Annotated in this window: 12 protein-coding genes; 6 read left to right on the top strand and 6 right to left on the bottom strand. The window is 71.9% G+C overall.

The window, feature by feature from the left end; translation table 11 throughout:
• Positions 1-319 precede the first annotated feature (319 nt).
• Entirely contained in the window at positions 320-679 is a 360-nt protein-coding gene (locus WME97_RS15100; RefSeq protein WP_437552603.1) for a hypothetical protein, read from the top strand.
• Between the two features lie 20 nt (positions 680-699).
• On the opposite strand, the gene WME97_RS15095 is transcribed toward WME97_RS15100, so the two are convergent.
• Positions 700-5,838 carry an AAA family ATPase gene (locus tag WME97_RS15095; protein ID WP_437552602.1) on the bottom strand — a complete coding sequence of 1,713 codons (5,139 nt, stop codon included), beginning with the start codon at positions 5,836-5,838 and terminating at the stop codon, positions 700-702.
• A gap of 260 nt (positions 5,839-6,098) precedes the next feature.
• Here WME97_RS15095 and WME97_RS15090 point away from each other — a divergent pair, with 260 nt between their 5' ends.
• Both WME97_RS15090 and WME97_RS15085 read left to right on the top strand, forming a co-directional pair.
• Positions 6,099-6,740, top strand: coding sequence for an RNA polymerase sigma factor (locus WME97_RS15090; RefSeq protein ID WP_437552600.1), 642 nt, complete (start codon positions 6,099-6,101; stop codon positions 6,738-6,740).
• Complete coding sequence (locus WME97_RS15085; protein ID WP_437552599.1) at positions 6,733-8,112, top strand: FecR domain-containing protein; 1,380 nt, start codon at positions 6,733-6,735, stop codon at positions 8,110-8,112. The genes WME97_RS15090 and WME97_RS15085 overlap by 8 nt, the downstream gene beginning before the upstream one ends.
• Positions 8,113-8,268: 156 nt before the next feature.
• Here the strand turns inward: WME97_RS15085 and WME97_RS15080 are convergent, their stop codons facing one another.
• Positions 8,269-11,046, bottom strand: a complete 2,778-nt coding sequence (locus WME97_RS15080; RefSeq protein ID WP_437552598.1) for an RICIN domain-containing protein — start codon at positions 11,044-11,046, stop codon at positions 8,269-8,271.
• An 846-nt stretch (positions 11,047-11,892) separates the two neighbouring features.
• Complete coding sequence (locus tag WME97_RS15075; protein ID WP_437552597.1) at positions 11,893-12,027, bottom strand: hypothetical protein; 135 nt, start codon at positions 12,025-12,027, stop codon at positions 11,893-11,895.
• 51 nt (positions 12,028-12,078) lie between these two features.
• Here WME97_RS15075 and WME97_RS15070 point away from each other — a divergent pair, with 51 nt between their 5' ends.
• Entirely contained in the window at positions 12,079-13,122 is a 1,044-nt protein-coding gene (locus WME97_RS15070) for an MBL fold metallo-hydrolase (RefSeq protein WP_437552596.1), read from the top strand.
• Positions 13,123-13,174: 52 nt separating this feature from the next.
• On the opposite strand, the gene WME97_RS15065 is transcribed toward WME97_RS15070, so the two are convergent.
• On the bottom strand, positions 13,175-14,887 hold the full coding sequence (locus WME97_RS15065) for a hypothetical protein (protein WP_437552595.1): 1,713 nt from the start codon (positions 14,885-14,887) through the stop codon (positions 13,175-13,177).
• Positions 14,888-15,175: 288 nt separating this feature from the next.
• Between WME97_RS15065 and WME97_RS15060 the strand changes: the two genes are divergently transcribed.
• Entirely contained in the window at positions 15,176-16,303 is a 1,128-nt protein-coding gene (locus tag WME97_RS15060) for a hypothetical protein (protein WP_437552594.1), read from the top strand.
• A 153-nt stretch (positions 16,304-16,456) separates the two neighbouring features.
• On the top strand, positions 16,457-17,986 hold the full coding sequence (locus tag WME97_RS15055) for a hypothetical protein (protein WP_437552593.1): 1,530 nt from the start codon (positions 16,457-16,459) through the stop codon (positions 17,984-17,986).
• A gap of 12 nt (positions 17,987-17,998) precedes the next feature.
• Here WME97_RS15055 and WME97_RS15050 read toward each other — a convergent pair whose 3' ends face one another.
• Together WME97_RS15050 and WME97_RS15045 are read right to left on the bottom strand one after the other, a co-directional pair.
• The gene (locus WME97_RS15050; protein ID WP_437552592.1) at positions 17,999-18,577 is read right to left on the bottom strand and encodes a redoxin family protein; all 579 of its coding nucleotides are present in this window, start codon (positions 18,575-18,577) and stop codon (positions 17,999-18,001) included.
• Positions 18,578-18,580: 3 nt separating this feature from the next.
• Entirely contained in the window at positions 18,581-21,715 is a 3,135-nt protein-coding gene (locus WME97_RS15045) for an efflux RND transporter permease subunit (RefSeq protein WP_437552591.1), read from the bottom strand.
• Positions 21,716-21,717: the final 2 nt, after the last annotated feature.

Below are 21,717 nucleotides of genomic sequence, written 5' to 3'. Positions count from 1 at the left end.
CATTCCTCCGCCGCGAAGCCGCGTCCGCCATCGCGGGCCCTCCGCGGTGCAAAGGGCCCATTGGCCGGCAGTACGGCGTAAGCCACGCGCTGGCCAAGTTTTGGAGGCCCCGGCCACGCGCCACGCGCCACGTGCCACGTGCCACGTGCCACGTGAACACGGGCCGCCGTGATGCGCAGCGTTGCGGCGCGGGGACCGACGGAGCAACGGGAGCAACGGGGGCGGAGGCGGGGTGCGATGGGCGGCAGGCGGTGACAGGCGGTGATCGACCGCTCGCTTCACCTGGCGCTCGGGGGGACAAACGTGGGAAACTCTCGCGATGGGCAAGGACGAGCCCCCGCAGAACCAGGACACGCCCGCGCCCGCGGCGAATCAGGATGTCGTCTTCATCCATAGCCCCGTCGAGCAGGGGGAAGGCTTCCGGGTGATCCGGAGCCGGGAGGACCGGCTCGAGATAGGCGAGCTGCGGCCCACCGAGCACGGGCGCCCGCTGAACGGGGAGCTCGTGAAGCTGACGCAGCGGTCCGAGCACGCGCGGCTCTTCGACGTGGAGGTGCTCCTCCCGGCGGCGCGCGGCGAGTCGCCCCGGTCAGGCCCCGCGCAGGTCGCGACCGACGCCTACCGCTCGAACTGGGAGGCGATCTTCGGCCCGCGAGAGGCGAACAAGCTCGCCAACTGAGCGCCCGCGATCGCGGGCGGTCAGCGAGGGGCCATGGCGGCGAGCTGCCGCGCCTGGCCGGTCTTCCGGAGCGCGTACGCGATCCCGCGCTGGAGCGTCCCCTGGACGACGGTCTCGCTCAGGTCGATCCCGAGGCTGACCAGCGTCTGCGACACGTGGCCTCGGATCCCGGTGATCACCGCCTCGGCGCCGAGCAGCCGCAGCGCGGTCGCGGCCCGGACGAGCGTCGCGGCGACGCTGCTGTCCACGCCCTTCACGCCCGTGATGTCCAGGATGACGACCTGCGCCGACGTGTCCGCCACGCCGTGCAGCGCCGTCTCGAGCGCCTCGTCGGCCCGCTCCGCGTCCAGGGTCCCGATGAGCGGCATGACCATGATCTGGTCGGTGATCGGGATGAGCGGCGTCGACAGCTCGGCGAGCCGCTCGCGCTGCACGCGGATGAGATCCTCCTGGAGGGCGGCGCGCGCCCGCTCGGCGCTCTCCCGCTCGACGAGCTCCGCCTCCAGCTGCACCTTCGCCGCGAGGAGCTCCGCGGTGCGGGCGGCGACGGCCGCCTCGAGCGCGTCGTTGGCCCTGCGGAGCTCGTCGCTCGCCGCCTGGACGCGCGCATAGAGCAGCGCGTTCTTCACGGCGATGGCGGCCTGCGCGGCGACGAGCTCGAGCACGTCGAGGCGGGCGGGCGAGAACACCTCGGGCGCGGCGTTGTTCTCCAGATAGAGGACGCCCGAGATCTCCCCCTGGCTCACCATGGGCAGCGCGAGCACCGATCGCGGCTTGCGCGCCGCCACGTAGGGGTCGCCATCGAACCGCCCGTCCTGCGCGGCGTCGGCCACGACGACGGCGCTCCCGGTGCGCATCGCGAGCTCGATCACCCGGGCTGCGGCGGCGCCGCTCTCGCGCACGGGCGTGGACGGGCCGACGCGCACCTCGCCCTCGTCCTCGGCGACGGCCTCCACGCGCGGCCCGCCCTCGTGGTCCAGGATCAGCGCGCCCCGCTGGGCGCCGACGCTCTCGATGGCGAGCCGGAGCAGCCGCGTCATCACGCGGCCGAGGTCGATCTCGCGCGCCACCGCCTGCGCGGCGCGGATGAGCGCCGCCGCGTCGAGCAGCGCCACGCGCCGCGCGACCGCATCGGTCGTCGACGAGACGACCGAGGTCAGGTTCGACAGGACGCTCGCGGACGCGGGCTGGCCCGCCGCCGCGCGGGGGAGCAGCTGGACGTACGCCTCCTCCATCTGCCGCAGCTTGGCCGTGGCGCCCCAGCGCGCGTAGGCCTGGTAAGCCTCGACGAGGCACGAGCGCGCGAGCCACGGCATGCGCCGCGCCGCGAGGAACCTGCCGCAGAGCTCGCTGACGAGCGCGCGGTAGCGCACGTACCCCGCCTGCTCCGCCGCGTCGCTCGCCTGCTGGTAGAGCTCGAGGATCGGCTCCAGCGCCTCCCCGGCGACGCGCGCGCGCTCCGCCCGGACGAGCAGCTCCAGGTGCCGGAGCTCGGGGCAGTCCCGCGCGAGGACGGCGAGCTTGTCGTGGCTCGACGCGAGCATCTCGGCCAGCGCGCCGCCCTCTTCCCCGCTCGCCCGAGGGCCCAGCGCCAGGAGGGTGAGGCAGGTGTAGAGCGGCAGATCGACGATGCCGATGTACTGGCCCGTCAGGGCGCGGGCCCGCTCGTGCGCGCGGCGCGCCATCCGCAGCGCGCCCTCGTGATCGCCGTAGAGGTACGCGAGCGCGAGCTTGTTCGTGTAGTAGAAGCCAGCGACGATCGCGAATGCCATCCCATCGAGCTTCGGCACGAAGGCGTCCTCGTCGAAGCCGGCGTCGCTCAGCGTGCCGCGGTCCAGCGTGCGCCCCTCGAGGTTCTGGATCACCTGCCGCGCGACGGTCTGGACCGCCGTCGACAGCGCGTCCTTCGTGCGGGAGGTGAAGCGCAGGAACCCGCCGACGTCCTCGCGCACGCGCCGGAGCTCGCCTTCCAGGCTGAGCTTCATCTGGGCGATGATGTTGGAGGACGCCGACGCGAACATGAAGTCGCCGGTCTCCATCCCGGCGATCCGCGCCCGCTGGAGGACCTCGAGCGCCTCGCGCTGCGGCCTCGAGAGGTTCATGACGACCCCGTAGTTGAAGTCGAGCTTCGCCCTGATGGCATCGACCCGGTACCTGTCGTTCAAGGCGACGCCCATCCGCACGATCCTGTAGCCCTCGTGCGGCTGGCCCCAGAACGCGGCCAGGTAGAAGCCGTGGTACGCGTACGCCACGCTGGCCATCGGCGAGTTCCCGTGCCGGAGCGACAGGTTCGTCATCCTGACGGCGAGGAGCTGGGCCAGAGGCGGGTTGAGGAAATACGCCGATGGCGAGCCGTAGCCGAGCATCTCTACCACGGCCCTGACGCGCGGATCGGCGAGCTCCGGGCCCGCGCCGACGTCCTCGCCCCGCCGGGCGGCGAAGCCGCGCTCGGCTTCGGCGATCTCCGCGCGGAGCGCGGCGGCGAGCGCCTCGCCCTCGGTGGGCACCTCCATGCCGAAGAGGCGCAGGCCCTGGAGCGCCAGCGCGAGCGTGTCCGCCCAGCGGTGCTGCGCGTTGTAGAGGACCATCCGCGTGCAGTACACGCGCGCGCGCTGGACGTCCGAGGCGGCGCGCTCGAGGAGGGCGTCGAAGAGCGCCTCCGCGTCGTCGCAGCGGCCGCTCAGGTACGCGCACTCGGCCTTCACGGCATGGATGTCGAAGACGTCGAAGGCGAGGCCCGGCTCGCCGGCCCATGGATCCGGGCCGAGCGCGGACGCCGCGGCGCTCAGGTAGCCGAACGCGGCGTCGTACGCGGTCGCCGCCTGCGCGCGCCGCCCCGCGGCCACGTTGAGCCGCACGAACTCGCCGCGCTCCGCCGGATCCTCGACCAGGGCCGCGGCGACGTTCAGGTGCCCGACGACGACGAACAGCTCCTCGTCGCTCGGATCCTCGCCGAGGCTCGCCGCGAGCAGCCGGCCGATGCGGTGGTGCAGCCGCTTCCGCTCCGGCTCGTCGATGAGCGCGTACGCCGCCTGCTGGACGCGATCGTGCAGGAACCGGTACGAGACGCGGAACGAGGGGTCCTCGAGCAGCCTGCCGGCGACCGCCGCGTCGCCGGCGTGGACGAAGCGGTACTCGGGATCGAGGGGCACGACGAGGCCTCTCCGCAGGGCCTCCCAGAGGGCCGCGGCCACCTCGCCCGGGGGCTGCTCGGCGACGAGCGCGAGCGTCCGGAGGTCGAAGCGGTGGCCCACGCAGGCGGCGAGCCGGAGGGCCCGCTGCGCGCCGGGCGCGAGCCGCCGCAGCTTCGCGGCCATCAGCTCGACGACGCCCTCCGCGCCCTCCGCGCTCCGGGCGCGCTCGAGGCTCCACGCCCACGCCCCCGCGGCCGGATCGAAGCGCACGATCCCCTCGCCGGCGAGGGCGTGCAGGAGCTGGTGGATGAAGAACGGGTTGCCCGCGGTCCGCTCCAGGATGAGCGCCGCGAAGGCGTCCGTGTCCTCGAGGCGGCAGCGCAGGGCGTCGGCGAGGAGCTGGCGGATGTCCTCGATCTCGAGCGGCCCGAGCCACACCTCGCAGGCGGACGCGCCCGCCGCCCGCAGGCCGCCGACGAACCTCGCCAGCGGGTGGGCGTCGTCGACTTCGTGGTCGCGGTAGGCGCCGATCACGAGCATCCCGCGGACGTCGGGATCGGTCATGAGGAGCTCGAGGAGCTTCAGCGAGGCCGGGTCGGCCCACTGGAGATCGTCGATGAAGAGCGCGAGGAGGTGCTCCTCCGTGACGGCGCGGACGAAGGTCTGGAACGCCAGGCTGAAGCGGTTCTTCGACTCGCTCGGCCCGAGCGGCTGCACGGCGGGCTGGGGTCCGAGGACGCGCTCGAGCTCGGGGATCACGTCGACGACGACCTGCCCGATCGAGCCGAGCGCGGCGCTCAGCCGGGCCTTCCAGCGCGCCACGGACTCCTCGCCCTCCGACAGGATGCGCTCGCACAGCTCGCCGAACGCCCGCGCGATGGCCGCGTAGGGGGTGCGCTGCTTGAGCTGGCCGAACTTCCCCGAGACGAAGTACCCGGGCCGCCGCGCGAGCACCTTGTAGACCTCGCGGACGAGGGCGGACTTGCCGACGCCGGCGTGGCCGGAGATGAGGAACAGCTCGACGGCGCCGGCGCCGGCCGAAGCGCGCTCGCACGCGGCCACGATCGCCTGCGCCTCGGCCTCGCGCCCGTAGAGCTTCTCCGGCAGCCAGAGCCGGCCGCCCGCGTCGCGCTCGCCGAGCGGGAAAGGATCGACACGGCCGTCGGCCTCGTACCTCCGGAGGCACTCCTCGAGATCGGCGCGCAGCGCCTCGGCGCACGGGTACCGATCCTCGGCGGCCTTGGAGAGGAGCTTCATGACGAGATCGGAGACGACGCGCGGGATCTCGGCCGACACGGCGTGCGGCGGCGTCGGCGTCCTGGCCAGGTGGCAGTGCACGAGCTCCATGGCGCTCGGCGCGGTGAACGGAGGCGCGCCCGTGAGCAGCTCGTAGAGGGTGACGCCGAGGGAGTAGAGGTCCGTCCGGCAGTCGAGGCTGCGGTTCATCCAGCCCGTCTGCTCGGGTGACATGTACGCAAGGGTCCCCTCCACGGCGCCCGGGTTCTCGGCCCTCGGCGCCTCCTGCGACAGGCGCGTTGCGATCCCGAAGTCGGAGAGCTTGACCACCAGCGGATCGAGGCGGACGAGGATGTTGTGCGGCTTGACGTCCTTGTGAATGATGCCCGCGTGGTGGAGCGACGCGAGGGCGTCCGCGACGTGAATGCCGATCCGCAGGATCGTGCCCAGGCCGAGCCTCTCGCTCCGCGAGACGATGTCGAGCGACGCGCCGCCGAAGTCCTCCAGGACGAGCACGGGCCCCCCGTCGCTCTCCTCGACGTCCAGGACGCGGAGGACGCCCGCGTGCGCGATCTCACGCGTGATGACCAGCTCGTGGCGGAGCCTCGCGATCGCGCGCGGCGACGCCCGACCGGCGCTCGGCCCCTTCAGCACGACGGGCTGCCCGTCCGACGCGCGGCGCGCGCGGCGCACGGTGATCATCGTCCCCTCGTGGAGGACGGCTTCCGCGGCGTAGCCCTGCAGCGGGCTCGCGGATCCGGTGGCATGAACCGCGCCGAGTGTGGTCATACGTACAGGTTACATCTGATACGGAACCCACCGTGACGGCGTCGATGTCGTGTACGAGCCGCCATGGCCGAGAACGGTAGTCCAGCGCACATTCCATCGATGTTGCTCGTCGTTCCTTGCCTCGAGCTCCTCCGGTGCGCGGGCGTGCCGAATCTTGAGCCGCGGTGGACCTCTGGAGAACACTGCTGGGCGTGTTCCCGACGCGCCGGTCGACCGTCCCGCCCTTGACAGCGGTCGCGCCCTTCACGCAAAGGCGAGGCGTGCAGGCGCTACCGCTGGCGGCGACCGACGACGAGGCGCTCGCGCGCGCCGCAGCGCAGGGGCACCCGGGCGCCGCGCCGATCCTCTGGCAGAGGTTCGCGCCGCTCGTGCGCCGGATCCTGACGCGCACCCTCGGGCCGGGCGACGAGATCGACGATCATGTGCAGGACACATTCCTGCGCTTCTTCCGCGTGGCGAAGGACCTCAGGGACCCTTCGCTGCTCTCGAGCTTCATCGTCGGCATCGCGGTGCGCGTCGCGCGCGCCGACCTGCGGCGCAGGCGTGTGCGGCGCTGGCTCCAGCTGTCGCCGTCGGGCGAGCTCCCGGACATGGGGGGCGCGCAGCAGGATCCGCAGGGGCGCGCGGCGCTCACGCGGCTCTACCGCATCCTCGACCAGGTTGACGACAGGTCCCGGACGCTCTTCGTGCTGCGGTTCATCGAGGGGCTCGAGCTCACCGAGATCGCCGCCGCGCTCGGCTGCTCCCTGGCCACGACGAAGCGCCACCTGGCGCGCGCGTCTCACCGGATCCTCACCGCCGCGGAGCGCGATCCCGCGCTCTCGGCCTACCTCACCAAGGTTCCGCAGGACCTCGATCGGCCCGGGACCCTCCCCGCCGACGGAGGAGATCGCGATGAATGAAGCGGAGAAGCTGAGCCGGCTCGCGGACATCGTGCGGAGCGGCGTCCCCGCGGACGTCGACGCGGCGCACGACGCCGCCGAGCGCGCCCGCTTCGTGGAGGCGGTGAGCCGCGGCGCGGGCCGCGCGGGAGCCCTGGGCCGCGTGGGCGCGTGGCTGCGCGCCTCGCCTCTGTGGAGCGCGCTCACCGGGCGGCCGCGGTGGAGCTTCGCGCTCGCCGGCGGGGCGGCGCTCGCGCTCGCGCTCGTCACGCTCTGGCCGGCGCGGCCGCTCGACTACGCCGTCGAGGGCGCGCCTTCCGCCGCGGGCCGGTACATCGCCGCGACGGCGGGCGGAGAGGCGCGGCTCCGCTTCACGGACGGCACCTCCGTCGCGCTCTCGCCGGGCAGCGCGATGCGCGTGGTCGACGTCGACGCGGCCGGGGCGCGCATGCTGCTCGAGGACGGCCGCGCGTCGCTGCGCGTCACGCGGCGGCCGAAGGCGCGCTGGTCCGTCGAGGCGGGGCCGTTCGCGGTGCTGGTCACCGGCACGGCGTTCGACGTGTCCTGGAGCCGCGGCGACGGCACGCTGCGCGTCGATCTGCACGAGGGGAGCGTGACCGTGCGCGGGCCGCTCGCGCCCGACGGGCTGCCGCTCCGCGCCGGGCAGCGGCTCGTGGCGCGGATGCGCGAGGGCGACGTGCAGATCTCGAGCGGCGACGCCGCGAGCGCGGCGGACCCGGCGCCGAAGGCGCTGCCGCCCGCGGGCACGGCGGCGCAGCCCCGGGAGGAGAAGACCATCGGACCTGGCGGCGCCGGGGGCGGCGACGCCGGGGCCGTACGGCCGGAGGGCTCGCGGGCAGAGGGGGCGCCCGCGAGCCCTCCGACGGACGGTGCGGGGCCGGCGGCGCCGGCCGGCGCGGCGGCGGCGGCGGCGCCGAGCTGGGCGCAGCGCGTGGCGGCGGGGGATTTCCGGGCGGTCCTGGCCGAGGCGGAGCAGCGCGGACTCGGGGGGGTGCTCGAGCGGGGCTCGCTGGACGACCTTGTCGCCCTCGGGGACGCGGCGCGGTACGCGCGGCGGGGCGACGTGGCGCAGCGCGCCCTCTCGGCGACGCGCAAGCGGTTCCCGGGGACGAGCCAGGGCAAGGCGGCGGCCTTCCTGCTCGGCCGCCTGATCCACGACGGCGGCTCGCCCGAGGCGGCCGTCACCTGGTACGACACGTACCTCGCCGAGTCGCCGGGCGGCCCGTTCGCGGCCGAGGCGCTCGGCCGCAAGATGGTGGCGGTCGAGCGTACGGCCGGCCGGGCGGCGGCGCGCCCCATCGCGGAGCTCTACCTGAAGCGCCATCCGCGCGGCGCGCATGAGCCCGTGGCGCGCGATCTCCTCACGCCGTGACGCCCGGCGGGTGACTCACCCGTTCTGGCATCCATCGTTTGATCCGATCGGGAGAACGTTCCCTGAGAAGTGCGGAGGCCCGAGGAAGGCAATCCGGCGCGCCCTCTCGCGCGCCGCGCTGCCCACCTCGGACCTGTGAGCTCCGAAGTGAAGGTGCTAGTTCGAGCGGCTCAGCGGGTACTTGTAGAAGTTCTGCGCCCACTCGATGGTCCAGATCGTCGGCTCCACGTACACGTTCTTGTCCGCGCCGAGGATCATGCCCCGCTTCATCTTCGCCATCGCCGTCAGGAAGACCTTGCGATCGTCCTCCATGCGCGGCCGCATCACGGTCGACGGGGGATACAGCTCCTTGACCTGGGCCACCGTCGCCGCGTCGTTGATCCACCCGTCGACCCCGTGCTCTCCCTTCGGGAGGCGCGAGCCGCCGGCGTCCAGCCAGTCGCGCAGGTCGTTGTTGCCTCGGTTCATGCCGTCGGCATGGCAACCGATGCAGGAGCTGCCGGTGTTCAGGCGGCGGTCCTGGGTGGCGAAGCCCAGCGTGCTGTTGATCTGCGCGTCCGAGGCGTTCCGGAGGAGGCGCGGATCGCGCACGATGTTGCCGAAGGCGTCGACGCGGCGCTGGTTGATGCCGCCCCAGAGCGAGTACCCCTGCAGGCCGTTCGGCAGATCCCAGATCACCTCCTCCGCCGACTGCTGGAGCCCGTCGGTCCCGGTGTAATAGCGGCAGTTGATGTAGCTGCCGCCCGCGTAGCTCGGCGCCCCATCGCACCCCGCCGGCTCCGTGCCGTTCGGCTGAGCCAGCGTCGCGATGAAGCTGTAGTTGCTCGCCGAGCCGCCGGCCCCGCTGATGAACTTGGGGATCGGGTGCGCCCAGAAGGGGAACCGGATCTGGCCCGTCTCGTACGCCTGCTCGATGGTGGTCACGCCGTCGAGCTGCCCGGAGAAGACGTCCCACGTCTTCCAGTAGTACCCGCCGCTCTTCGTCCTGGCCCTGTAGTACATGCGGGAATCGACGGTGATGGCCTGCTTCGTGAGCATGTACTCGTACGACTTGATCCCCGCGTCCTTGATGACGCCGAGCTCGGCCTCGAGATCCTGCGCGTACCAGGGGATCGCCATGATGGCGTTGTAGACGTCCGGGCGTGTCAGCGTATAGACGAGCTGGCCCGCCTCGATGTAATCGGTCTTGAAGCCGTTGACGTTGGGCGGCAGCACCTGGCTGTCCGTGGCGCCCTCCACGTTGCCGGCGAGGACGCGCCCCCAGACGAGCCTGGCGAAGCTCGGATCCACCTGGACCGTCGAGGTGTATCTGTACCGCTCCCTGAACGTGACGTCGGAGCCGACGGGCTCACCCAGGTAGTTGACCGAGGTCCTCCCGAAGAAGACGTCGTCGTCCGATCCGCCGAAGTGGAGCTTCGTGACCCCCTTGTTGTAGCCCCAGTAGTTGCGGGTATCGAAGCGGTAGACCATGCCCTTGCCGTTGATGTCCACCGGGTTGACGATCGTGGGGGCCCAGCGCGCTGTCGAGTTCAGGGCCTTGGACAGCCCCACGCGGGCCACGTTGAGCTCCTCCGCGCTGACGCCCGCGTTGTGGAGCTCGTGCAGCGAGGCGTACTTGATGAACTCCGCGTCCGCCGCGGCGACGGTGGCCTTGTCCGTCGCGATCCACGCCTTGACCTGGTCCTCGGTGACCTTCTCGCCGGCCGCGACGGGGCGCGGGGTGGCCGGCAGGGTCGGCGCGACGGCGTTCGCCCACGCCGTGACGGCGTTGAGCATCTGCGTGTTCGCGTCTCTGCAGCTCGTTCCGAAGCAGTTGTGCCGGTCGATGCCCATCCGGACCACGAGCTTGGAGTCCGCCGGCTTCTTGAAGTTGACGCGCGTGAGCGCGTACTCGTGGGCCAGCGCCGGATCGACGTCGGCGTGCATGGGCGCCTGGGCCTTGCCCGTCGAGCTGTGGCAGCCAGAGCAGTTGGCGGTCAAGAGCGGGTAGACCGTCGTCTTGAAGGCCTCCAGCGACGCGGCCATGTTGAAGTTCATCTCCTTCGGAAGGCAGACGGCCTCGACGTTCTTGCCGCCCTTCCCGTCCGGGATCTGGCTGTAGCCGAGCGTGCAGCCCGACGCCGGGTTGACCCCCGTATCCGCGTCGCCGCCGCCCGAACCGCCAGCACCGCCGGAGCCGCCAGCACCGCCGGAGCCGCCAGCACCGCCCGAACCACCGACGCCGGTGCTCGCGCTGCTGGAGCTGCTTGAGCTGCTGGCGCTGGTCGAGCTGCTGGAGCTGGTCGAGCCGCCAGCGCCACCAGCGCCGCCCGAACCACCGACGCCGGTGCTCGCGCTGCTGGAGCTGCTTGAGCTGCTGCTCGCGCTGCTTGAGCTGCCCCCCACGACCTTGAACGTGAACTTCTGGTTGTCGCCGTTCGCCCAGCTGTACTGCTGGAGGCCGGCGCCGTCCGCGGTCGACCGCCCGGTCACGTCGAGCGCCTTGTTGCTGTTTCGGGCCATGATCCGCTGGGCGTTGTTGCCGACGTCCACGAACGAAAATTGCTGGCTCGTGGCGTTGCCGCAGCTGGATTGGACGACGGTGGCGCCGTTCGCCGTCGATCCACCGTTGATCCCGAGGCAGAGGCCGCTGTTCACGTTCCGCAGCCGGAAGTATCCACTCCCCGCGGACTCCGCCCGGAACTGCTGTCGCGTGGCGCCGTTGCACGCGGCGATCTGCGCAGCCGCCGAGCTCGCCGTGCTGCCCCCGCGTATCTCGACGCACTTGCTGCTCTGCACGCCGACGAGCGTGTAGACCGCGTTCGGGTCGATCGTGAGGCTCTCCTCGAGCGCGTCGCCTTGCTCGCTGCCGGTGTCGTCCAGACCAGCGATGCATGAGACGGCGAGAAGGCTCGTCGCGGAGGCAAGCAAGGCGCTCCTTGATGCGAATCTCATGTTGTTCTCCTCTGTCAAGTAAGAAGTACGGTCTATCTACAGCTCGACGCTGCCCTTGCGCTGGTCAGGGGCTCTCGACACGCAATGCGCGATGGAGGCTCCGGAGGGACGGCCGCGGTAGTCATCGGTCATCGCCCCCCCAGGGGATCTCGATCACGAGGTGCGGAGCTGGAGGACTCGTTCGACAGGCGGTCAGGCACCGCTAAGAGGATCACTCTTGTCCCGTATCGTGTTGCGAGTCAAGCCCATCATGCGTCCCGCCGCGTCATTTGCATGGTCGTTTACGCGTTCGTTTACGCGTTCGTTCACATGGTCGTTCACATGATCGTTCACGTGTTCGCTCACATGGTCGCTCGCGTGAACGCTCACATGATGAACACAGGATCGTTTGCGTGATCGTCCACAAATCCGCGCAATACGCACAAATTTGCGCATCTCCGCGCCGGTCTCCCGCCCTCGATCCTCTTCACTCTGCCGCGCGCCCGTCCATCTCGTTCACTTTACCGGCATTTATGAACGACTATTTACGAAGCCACGACCACGACAGTTGATGGCCAGTGACCTGTGCCGCAATGTCCCACATCGACCGAGACATTTGGCTTCTCGCGCCCTCTTCGCCCGTGTCACTGAACGGGTCGAGTCTCGCCTGAACGAGAGTTGCCGCGGCCCCCCTGGATCATCGGATGACCAGGCATCCGCCGTGCGTCGATCCCTGCACACATCCAGGCAGGTCGCTCCCCCGAGGCGGTACCCGGAGGGACACGGGGTGAATCGCCGAGGGGCCAGGGCAAGGAGAAAGCGTCAGGCGATGGTCAACATTGACAAGTTGAGAACAATTTGTCAAGTTCAGGCCTTGACGGTCGGCGCGCCGATCGCAAAGCTCGTCCGGTGCGTGAGCGAGCCACCCTGGCCGAGCGCGCGCTCCAGCAGGAGGAGCCCACGCCTCCTCCGGCGACCAGGCAGCGGAATGGTCGCCTTCAAGGTCGTGTTCCGTCTCGCCAGGCACCGCGCCTGGCAGGAGGTCGTCCCCTCATGAACGATTCACGGCGTCGCAAAGGGCTGCGGCTCGAGCGGGCGCGCGCTTCAGCCCAGTTCAAGGACGGCAAGTTCGAGAACCCATCGGGCGCCGGCCCCACCATGACCAAGGGCTCGACGCTGCCCGTGCTCGGCGAGTTCTTCTTCCGCCGAGGCCGGCGGGAGCCGCCCGCGCCGCTGCCCGTCGTGCGGCCCCACGAGACGTGGGCCCGGCAGAGCGACACCGGACTGCGGGTCACCTGGCTCGGCCACAGCACCGTCCTCCTCGAGCTCGATGGCCGCCGGGTGCTCACCGATCCGGTGTTCGGGGAGCGCGCCTCGCCGGTCTCCTTTGCCGGGCCGCTGCGCTTCCATCCGGTCCCGGCCGCGCTCGACGAGCTGCCGCCGCTCGACGCGGTCCTGCTCTCCCACGACCACTTCGATCACCTCTGCGCGCCGACGATCGAGGCGCTGGCCCGCACGCGCGTCCCCATCGTCACGCCCCTCGGCGTGGGCGCGCTCCTCGAGGCGCTCGGCGTCGACCCGGCGCGGATCACCGAGCTCGACTGGCACGAGCGCGCGGAGATCGGCGGCGTCCGCTTCACCGCGACGCCCTCTCAGCACTTCTCGGGCCGCGGGCCGACGAGCCGCAACGCGACGCTCTGGGCTTCCTGGGTCATCGAGTCGGAGCGGCGCAAGGTCTTCTTCTCCGGCGACACCGGGCTGTTCCCCGGGTTCGAGGACATCGGCAAGCAACACGGCCCCTTCGACCTGGTGATGCTCGAGGTCGGCGCGTATCACCCCGCGTGGGGGACCATCCACCTCGGCCCCGAGAACGCGCTGACCGCGTTCGACATGCTTGGCGGCGGCACGCTCCTGCCCGTCCACTGGGGCACCTTCAACCTCGGGCTCCACGACTGGGACGAGCCGGCCGAGACGCTGCTCTCGCTGGCCACCGAGCGCGGCGCGCGCGTCGTGACCCCCCGGATCGGCGCCGCGTTCGAGCCCGAGCGCGTCGGCGCGCCGACCCCGTGGTGGCGGGCGGTCGCGGGCCCGCGGTGACGGACAGCGGCCAGCCCCGCTCCGCCGGAAGGCCGCGCCACGCCTCGCGCGGTCACGCCGCCTGGGGCCTCGTCCCGGCCGAGGGCGGCGTGAGCTGCTCGACGGTGTAGGCGTATTCGTAGGTCTTGCGGAACTCGCGCCAGCTCCGGAGCTGCGGCATCCACTCGTCGTCCCGTAGCGCGCTGAGCAGGAGCAGGATGCGCGACTCGGAGGAGAGCCGTATCACGGCGTCGCGCGTCTCCTGCGTCGCCATGCAGAGCTCGAGATCGGTCGCCGTGCGGATCCCATGCGCCTTCAGCCTCGAAAGGATGCTCGACGGCGCGTTCCGGGCCGGCTCGGCCTCGTCTCGCGCGTGGAGATACAGGATGGCCTGATCCACGAGGTCGACAAGGCGCGGGGCCGGGATGCGCGTGCGCAGGATCAGCTCGATCAGGTTGTGGTGCGCGAGGTTCTCGATGTTCTCGATGCCCTCCTCGAGCAGGCGGGCCTTGTCGTAGAGCGTGATGCCCTCGAGGTGGGTCAGCGGGTCGCGGTCCTTCAGGGTCGGGACGAAGAAGGTGACCATGCGCGTCTTGAGCAGGTCGTGGAGCACGGCGAGCCCGGTGTCCGGGACGATGCCAATGAAGAAGGCGAGCAGGAGCAGGTGCCAGGGCGCGTTGTCGATGGGCGCCGCGCCGCCCGAGAGCGAGGCGCCCTCGAACGTCTTGCTCATGACCCAGGCCAGGATCGTGGCGATGATGATGCGCACGGAGATGTGGCTGTACGCCTTGGGCCCGAGATCCGCCCGCACATAGCGGCGGAATACCATGTTGAGCGCGAAGAAATACGTGCCGAGGAACGCGAACGTGAAGGCGGTCCGGTTGGGGATGAACAGGGAGTGGAGCTCGACCGGCTCGTCCCCCAGCGTCTCCGCCACGGAGGCCACCGTCGGCAGCGCCGAGATCACCCAGCCGACCGAGAGGAGGAACGTGCTGAGGATGATCGGGACGAAGAACAGGGGACCGCGCCGGGTGTCGAGCGCGTCCTTCATCAGCGGCGAATAGGCCCGCTCCGCCTCGTCGATCGTGCGGAGCGCGGGGTCGAGCCGCAGCACGTCGCGGTGAAACTGCTCTTTCACCACGTTCCGGCGCTGCTCCGCGAACAGAAAGAACAGGAGCGCGGGCAACGTCGCCGCGGCGCCGATGAACAGCGCAAAGAGGAGCAGCAACGCCATGCTGCGCATCGATAACGTGAAGATCTCGTGAAGGCGCTTCTCGGCCTGCAAGAGGACGGTGGCGGCGGGGATGCCGAACCCCACGAGGCACACCGCCAGCATGCCGATCGCGCGCCAGAACTGGTCGCGCAGCATCAACGCGGTGCTGCGATGGCGATGCCGGGCCCAGCGATCCAGCGACGGGAACACGGTGAACGCGATCATCCCGACGCCGACCGTGCCGAAGGCCAGGCGGGCCCAGCCGTCCAGGGTGACCACGAACAGCGACGTGAGCCCCCCGAGGACAAGCACCCCCGCGATGGCGGCGGCGTCGAGGCTCGACTCTTCGGCCTGGACGGGGGCGCGCTTCTCCACATAACCACGCTCGAGCCAGACGCTCAGATCCAGCCCCTGCGCCGCCGTCTCCGTCGTGCGCACCACGTCGAAAGGCGCCACGACGAGGTCGCTGCCATCGCGCCTGATGCAGATCCGGCGAGCCGTCTTGTTGACGAGCTCGATCTCCTCGGCGGGCGGCGCCTGCCGCTGCAGATCCTCGAGCTCCCCATCTGCCATGGCGTTTCCCCTCGATCGGCGCGGTCGCCCCTGATCCCTGCGGCGGCGCATCGACGGCAGGTTGGGGTCCACTCGAGCTTAGAGCTTATGCCCATCGACGCTCCTCCGCGAGAGCGCGCCGCATCGTGGAGGTCCTCCCGGTCGGTCGTGGCCCGTCCGGACGGACGCTGCGGGATCGCCGTGGCTCGGCTCCTCGGGTGCGCCGCTGGGCCCCGTGCCCCCTCCCCTCCCCCTGGCCCGCTGCGATGCGCCTCCACCCCCGCCTGCGATCTGATAGAGCCCTGGCGCGTGCGCTCCCTCACTCTCCTGCTCTGGCTCCTGCTCGCGTCGGCGCCCGCCGCGGCGCGGGCCGACGCGGCGCCGCCCGGCGCGCCCTCACGGAAGGCGGCGGCGGCCGCGTCACGGGTGGTGATCGTCGAGGCCGGCGTGGACGACCCGCTCGTGCTCGAGGCGGCGACGCGGCTGCGGGCCGAGCTCGGCGCGGCGGGGTTCGAGGTGGTGCGCGTCCTGCGAGCGCCCGAGGGCGATCTGCGCGCAGGGCTGGAGCGCGCCGCGAAGGAGGCGGACGCGTTCGCGGCCGCGACGATCGTCCGCTCGCGGACGGGCGCGACCGCCGACCTCTGGATCGTCGATCGGGTGACGCAGAAGACGGTGGTGCGCGCCGTGGAGGCGGCCGGCGCGGCGGCGCCGTCGGTGATGGCCGTGCGCGCGGTCGAGCTCCTGCAGGCGAGCCTGCTGGAGGCGAGCCTGCAGGAGCCGCAGGGGCGCGCCGCGGAGGACGGCGGCGCCGCCGTTCCCGACGACGTGCGGCGGTGGATGGCGCCCGTCCGGCAGCGGGCCGGGATGCCCCCTGCGCCGGAGCGGGCCGGGATGCTCGCGGGCGTGGGCGTGGAAGCCGGCTTCGTGGCGCTCCTGAGCGCTGATGGCGTCGGGCCGGCGCTGGGGCCCGCGCTGCGGCTGTCGTACGGGGCCGGCGCGGACGGCCGCGGCGGCGCGCTGCCCGCGGGGCTCGCGGCGCGGCTGACGTTCGCCGGGCCGACGCTGGGGCCGACGCTCGATGGCGAGCTCGGCACGGTGTCCGTCCGTCAGGAGATGGCCTTTCTGGAGGCGGTATGGGCGCTGGACACGGGCGGCGCGATCTGGCCTGTGCTCTCGGCCGGCGTGGGCGGAATTCACCTGTTCGTCAGCGGTGATCCCCTGCCGCCGCTGCGGAGCGCGACGGGCGATGTCTGGTCGGTCGCCGCGGCCCTGGGCGGGGGCGCCGGGCTGCGCCTGACCGACCGCGCGGCCCTCCTGGTGGATGCACACGCGATCTTCGCCGAGCCCCGCGCCGTCGTGACGCTCGGCGGCGAGCGGCTCGGCACCGCGGGGAGACCGACGTTCGCCGGGTTTCTTGGGCTGCTCGTGCGGCTCTGAGGCGGGGCCGCGCCCGCGTGGCCCGGCGGGGGGCAGCGAACGCCGGCACAAGGCGGTTTGCCGATGTTGGAGAGGCGCCGATTCCGGTACCGTCTGTGAATCAGTCGATGGCGCGCCCGATGGGGGCACGGCCTCCTGGTTCGGGTGACAGCGATGAGAGTGCGAAGAATTGCGGCGGCTTTGCTCACCACGGTCGCCGTTTCGACGGGATTTCTCGGCTGCTCTGACGATTCCGACGAAGGCACGGGAGGCACATCGACGAGCGACGGCGCGGGCGCCGGCAGCAACGGCGCGGGCGCGGCGGGCCATGGCGGCACGGGCGACGGCGGCACGGGCGACGGCGGCTCCGACGGCAACGACGGCGGCTCCAGCGCCCAGAGCGGCGCCGGGGGCGGCGACGGCGGCTCCGGCGACGGCGGCTCAGGCGACGGCGGCTCAGGCGAAGGGCGGGGGCTCGGCGCCCGGTGCGAGAGGGACGCGGACTGCGGCCGGCGCGGCTTCTGCTTCACGGAGTCGGGCGACGAGTTCCTCGGCGGAGGCCCGGCGGGCGGGTACTGCACGACCACGTGCACGGGAGACAGCGATTGTGAGGGCGAAGGCAGCGCGTGCTTCGACGGCCTCTGCCTTCTCGGCTGCACCCCGGCAGAGCCGCCCCTCGAGACCATCGTCGACGAGCTCGATCCGACGAAGTGCCGCGGCCGCGAGGAGCTGCGCTGCGAGGAGATCGACGATGTGTTCGTGTGCATGCCGAACTGCGGATCGGACAGCCAGTGCGGCGGACGGGTCTGCGATCCCCGCATGAACATCTGCGTCGACGAGCCCACACAAGGGCTGCCGGTGGGCGCCGAGTGCGCGCTCGAAGCCGACGGCACGGATCCCTGCGCGGGGTGGTGCATCGACATCGGCGCCGACGTCGGCGTGTGCGCCGAGCTGTGCGGGCTCGGCGGGGACGTCGCCAACGAGGACTGCGGAGGGCTGGAGAGCGGTCTCTGCTTGTATCCTCTGACAGCCGAGCCCGGGGTTGGTGACCTCGGAATGTGCGCGCCCGCGTGCAACAGCCACAGCGACTGCCTGCTGCCGCACGCCTCGTGTGTGTTCTTCGGCGTGGAGACCAACGGATTCTGCCTCTTCGACGTGACGAAGTGCCCGAAGGGGCAGAGGGCCTGCGCGAAGGGAGAGATCTGCACCGCGACGCCTGAAGGCCGTCTGTGCCTCGACGAGAATTTCCCCCTGGAGGACCCCGACACAGGCGGTACGGGTGGTGGTGGCGGCGCCGGTGGAACGGGCGGCGCGGATGGCACCGGTGGCGCCGATGCCACGGGCGGCGCGGGCGGCACGGATGCCTCCGGTGGCGCAGGCAGCACAAGCGGCGCAGGCAGCACGAGTGGCGCGGGCGGCACGGATGGCACCGGCGGCACGGATGGCACCGGCGGCACGGATGCCGCGGGCGGCGCAGGCGGCACGAATGGCGCGGGCGGCACGGATGCCGCGGGTGGCGCAGGCGGCACGAATGGCGCGGGTGGCGCAGGCGGCATGAATGGCGCGGGCGGCACGGATGCCGCGGGTGGCGCAGGCGGCACGAATGGCGCGGGCGGCACGGATGCCGCGGGTGGCGCAGGCGGCACGAATGGCGCAGGCGGCTCCCTCGATGGCTCGTCGGTGTCTGCCGGGGGCGCCGAGTAGCGGGAAGCGCGCTCAGGGCGCTGGCCGCTCCTGTCCAAGCAGCAGCGTTGTCGCTTCGGGCGCTCGCCAGTCCCTCGCGCCCGTGAAGCGGAGGGACATCCTGCCGTCCGCCTCCACCAGGAAGGTGTCGGGCAACGTCGAGACCCCGAACCGCTGCTGCACCGCAGGGGATCCGGCCCGCACGACGCCGGGAGGGACCTCGCCCCCGAAGAAGGCGCGCACGACCTCCCAGTTCTCGTCGACGCTCACGGCCACGACCTGGAGCCTCCCGGCACTCTCCAGCTCTTGGCCGAGCTCCAGCAAGCGCGGGAGCTCGGCGCGGCAGGGGGCGCACCAGGTGGCCCAGAAATGGAGCAGCACAGGCCGGCCGCGCAGGGCGGCCGCGCGAAGCGAGGTCCCGTCCGGCTGCTCGAAAGCAGCGTCGGGCACGCGCTGGCCGTCGTGGAGCCGCTCGACCGCGAAAGGGCGACCTGGCCGCTCGGCGCCGCGGCGGCGCTCCACGGCCCAGTAGAGCCCCACGGCGAGCGCCTGGACGAGGATCAGGACGCCCGCGGCGGCGGCGATCGCGCGGAGGCGGGAGCGCGCGCGCACCGGCTACTCCGCCGCAGGCGACAGGGCCGGGCCGGCAGGCCGCGGAGGCTCGGAGGCGCCCGCCTCGCCGGCGGCGTCCGCGCGGAGCCTCCCGCCGACCACGCTGTAGAGCGCCGGCAGGACGAGCAGCGTGAGCAGCGTGGAGGAGATCACGCCGCCGATCACGACGGTCGCGAGCGGGCGCTGGACCTCGGCGCCGACGCCCGTGTTCAGCGCCATCGGCACGAAGCCCAGCGAGGCGACGAGCGCCGTCATGAGGACCGGGCGGAGGCGCCGCTCGGCCGCGAGCTCGATGGCGTCGCGCACCGGCATCCCGGCCGCGGTGAGCTGCCGGATGGTCGAGACGAGCACCATGTCCCCGAGCACCGCGACGCCCGACAGCGCAACGAACCCGACGCCCGCGGAGATGCTGAACGGCAGATCGCGAACCCAGAGCGCGACGACGCCGCCGATCGCGGCGAACGGGACGCCCGTGAAGACGCGGACCGCGTCCAGGAGCCGCCCGTACGTGAAGTAGAGCAAGAGCAGGATCAGCCCGAGCGCGATGGGCACGACGACGAGCAGGCGCGCCTGCGCCCGCTCGAGGTGCTCGAACTGCCCGCCGAAGCGGACGTAATAGCCGGGCGGGAGCTCGACCTCCCGATCGAGCCTCGCCCTCGCCTCCTCGACGAAGGTGCCCACGTCGCGGCCCCGGACGTTCGCCTGTACGACGATCCGGCGCTTGGCCCACTCGCGGTTGATCGCGGCCGGCCCCTCGGTCGTGCGGATCTTCGCGAGCCGCGCGAGCGGGATGCGCTCCCCGCCGGCCGCGGTGACCAGGATGCGGCCGATGGAGGCGGGGTCCTCCCGGTAGCGATCGTCGATGCGCAGCACCACGGGGAAGCGGCGCTCGCCCTCCTGGAGCTGCCCCACTTCGCGCGCGCCGAGCGCCTCGACGACATCCAGGACGTCGGCGGCCGCGATGCCGTGGCGGGCGATGGCGGCGCGGTCGACCTCGATCTGGAGCACGGGCTGGCCTGTCACCTGCTCGGTCACGACGTCCGCGGCGCCGGGGATCTGCTTGAGGGCGGCCTCGATCTCGCGCGCCTTCTGCTTGAGCGTGTCGAAGTCGTCGCCGAACAGCTTCACCCCGAGATCGGCCCGGATCCCCGCGACCATCTCGTTGACCCGCATCTCGATAGGCTGCGTGTAGATGACGCGCATGCCCGGCATCCCCGCGAGCTCGGACTCCATCGTCTCGACGAGCTCGTCCTGCGTGGCGGCGCGCTTCCATGCCTCCCGCGGCTTGAGCGTGATGAACATGTCGGACAGCTCGAGCCCCATCGGGTCCGTCGCCACCTCCGCGGTGCCCGTGCGCGTCCAGACGCGCTCGATCTCGTCCGGAAACCTGTCGAGGAGGACCCGCTCGAGCCGGGTGCCGTAGCGGATCGACTCGCCCGCCGAGACCCCCGAGAGCCGCACCGTGTTGGCGACGAGGGTGCCCTCACGGAGCCGCGGCACGAACTCGGCGCCGAGCCGCGTCGCGAGGAAGGCCGCGTTGCCGAGGAGCAGCACGGCCCCGGCGAGCACCGCCCAGCGCCAGCGCAGCGCGAGCTGCAGCACGGGCCGGTAGGCCCGCTTGAGGAGGCGCACGAGCACGTTCTCGCGCTCCTTCATGCGGCGCGGCAGGAGCAGGCTCGCGAGCGCCGGCATGAGCGTGAGCGACAGGATCATCGAGCCGATGAGCGCGAAGATCACGGTGAGCGCCATCGGCCGGAACAGCTTCCCCTCCGCCCCCTCGAGCGCGAGGATCGGCAGGTAGACGATCATGATGATCAGCTCGCCGAACATCGTCGGCTTGCGGACCTCGATCGAGGCGTCGCGCACGACCTCCGTCGTGCTCCGGTCGCTCGAATCCTCGGAGAGCCGCCGGACCGAGTTCTCGACCATGATCACCGAGCTGTCGACGACGAGGCCGAAGTCGATCGCGCCGAGGCTCATCAGGCTCCCCGCGACGCCCGCGCGCAGCATGAGGTCGAAGGCGAAGAGCATCGACAGGGGGATGGCCGAGGCCACGATGAGCCCGGCGCGGAGGTTGCCGAGGAAGGCGAAGAGCACCGCCACGACCAGCAGCGCGCCCTCGAGCAGGTTCTTCTCCACGGTGCCGAGCACCCTGTCGATGAGCTCGGTGCGGTCGTACACGACGGCGACGTCGACCCCTGGCGGCAGGCTCTTCTCGACCTCCGAAAGGCGTGCCTTGAGCCGCGTCGTGACGTCGTGGCTGTTCTCGCCCATCAGCATGAAGCCGAGGCCGAGCACGACCTCGCCCTGGCCGTCCGCGGTGACCGCGCCCCGCCGGATCTCGCGCCCCTCGACCACCCGGGCGACGTCGCGCACCCGGATGGGCGCCCCGCCCTTGGCGGCGACCACGATGTCCTCGATGTCGCTCACGCGCGTGGCGATGCCGATGCCCTGGATCAGGCTGGATTCGCCGGCCTGGTCCAGGTTGCCCCCGCCCACGTTGGCGTTGTTGCGCTCCAGGGCCTCGGAGAGGTCGTGGAGCGAGAGCCCCCGCGCGGTGAGCTCCGCCGGGTCGACGAGCACCTGGATCTGCCGCTCGTCGCCGCCCCACGCGTTCACCTCGGCCACGCCGCGCACCGAGCGGAGCTGCGGTGCGATGACCCAGTCGTGGACCGTCCGCAGCTCGCTCAGCGACTTGCCCTTGCCCGTGACAACGTAGTGGAACACCTCGCCGAGCCCGGTGGCGACCGGGCCGAGCTCCGGGCGATGGATCCCCGGCGGCAACGTCACGGTCTGGAGCCGCTCCATGACGACCTGGCGGGCCAGGTAGATGTCCGTGTCGTCCTCGAAGCGGGCGGTGACCTGCGAGAGGCCGAAGCGGGAGAGCGAGCGGACCTCCTCGAGCCTGGGCAGCCCCGAGATCGCCTGCTCGACGGGCGCCGTGATCTGGCGCTCGATCTCGACGGGGGAGAGGGCAGGCGCGACGGTGTTGATCTGCACCTGCACCGGCGTCGTGTCCGGGAAGGCGTCGATCGGCAGGCGGCGGAACGCGAGGACGCCCGCCAGGGAGAGGCCTATCGAGGCCAGGATCACGAGGAACCGGTGGCGGAGCGACCAGGTGATGACGGCGTTCAGCATGG

Source organism: Sorangium sp. So ce367 (assembly GCF_051520455.1).
Lineage (GTDB): Bacteria > Myxococcota_A > Polyangia > Polyangiales > Polyangiaceae > Sorangium > Sorangium cellulosum_B.
The sequence above is the reverse complement of the archived record's forward strand: the minus strand, read 5'-3'. Positions and strand labels throughout refer to the sequence as shown.

Excerpts from the sequence above, each read along its gene's own strand:
- WME97_RS15065 (WP_437552595.1), bottom strand. The coding sequence starts at position 14,887 with ATGGCAGATGGGGAGCTCGAGGATCTGCAGCGGCAGGCGCCGCCCGCC.
- WME97_RS15095 (WP_437552602.1), bottom strand. The coding sequence starts at position 5,838 with ATGACCACACTCGGCGCGGTTCATGCCACCGGATCCGCGAGCCCGCTG.
- WME97_RS15080 (WP_437552598.1), bottom strand. The coding sequence starts at position 11,046 with ATGAGATTCGCATCAAGGAGCGCCTTGCTTGCCTCCGCGACGAGCCTT.
- WME97_RS15045 (WP_437552591.1), bottom strand. The coding sequence starts at position 21,715 with ATGCTGAACGCCGTCATCACCTGGTCGCTCCGCCACCGGTTCCTCGTG.
- WME97_RS15055 (WP_437552593.1), top strand. The coding sequence starts at position 16,457 with ATGAGAGTGCGAAGAATTGCGGCGGCTTTGCTCACCACGGTCGCCGTT.
- WME97_RS15100 (WP_437552603.1), top strand. The coding sequence starts at position 320 with ATGGGCAAGGACGAGCCCCCGCAGAACCAGGACACGCCCGCGCCCGCG.
- WME97_RS15070 (WP_437552596.1), top strand. The coding sequence starts at position 12,079 with ATGAACGATTCACGGCGTCGCAAAGGGCTGCGGCTCGAGCGGGCGCGC.
- WME97_RS15085 (WP_437552599.1), top strand. The coding sequence starts at position 6,733 with ATGAATGAAGCGGAGAAGCTGAGCCGGCTCGCGGACATCGTGCGGAGC.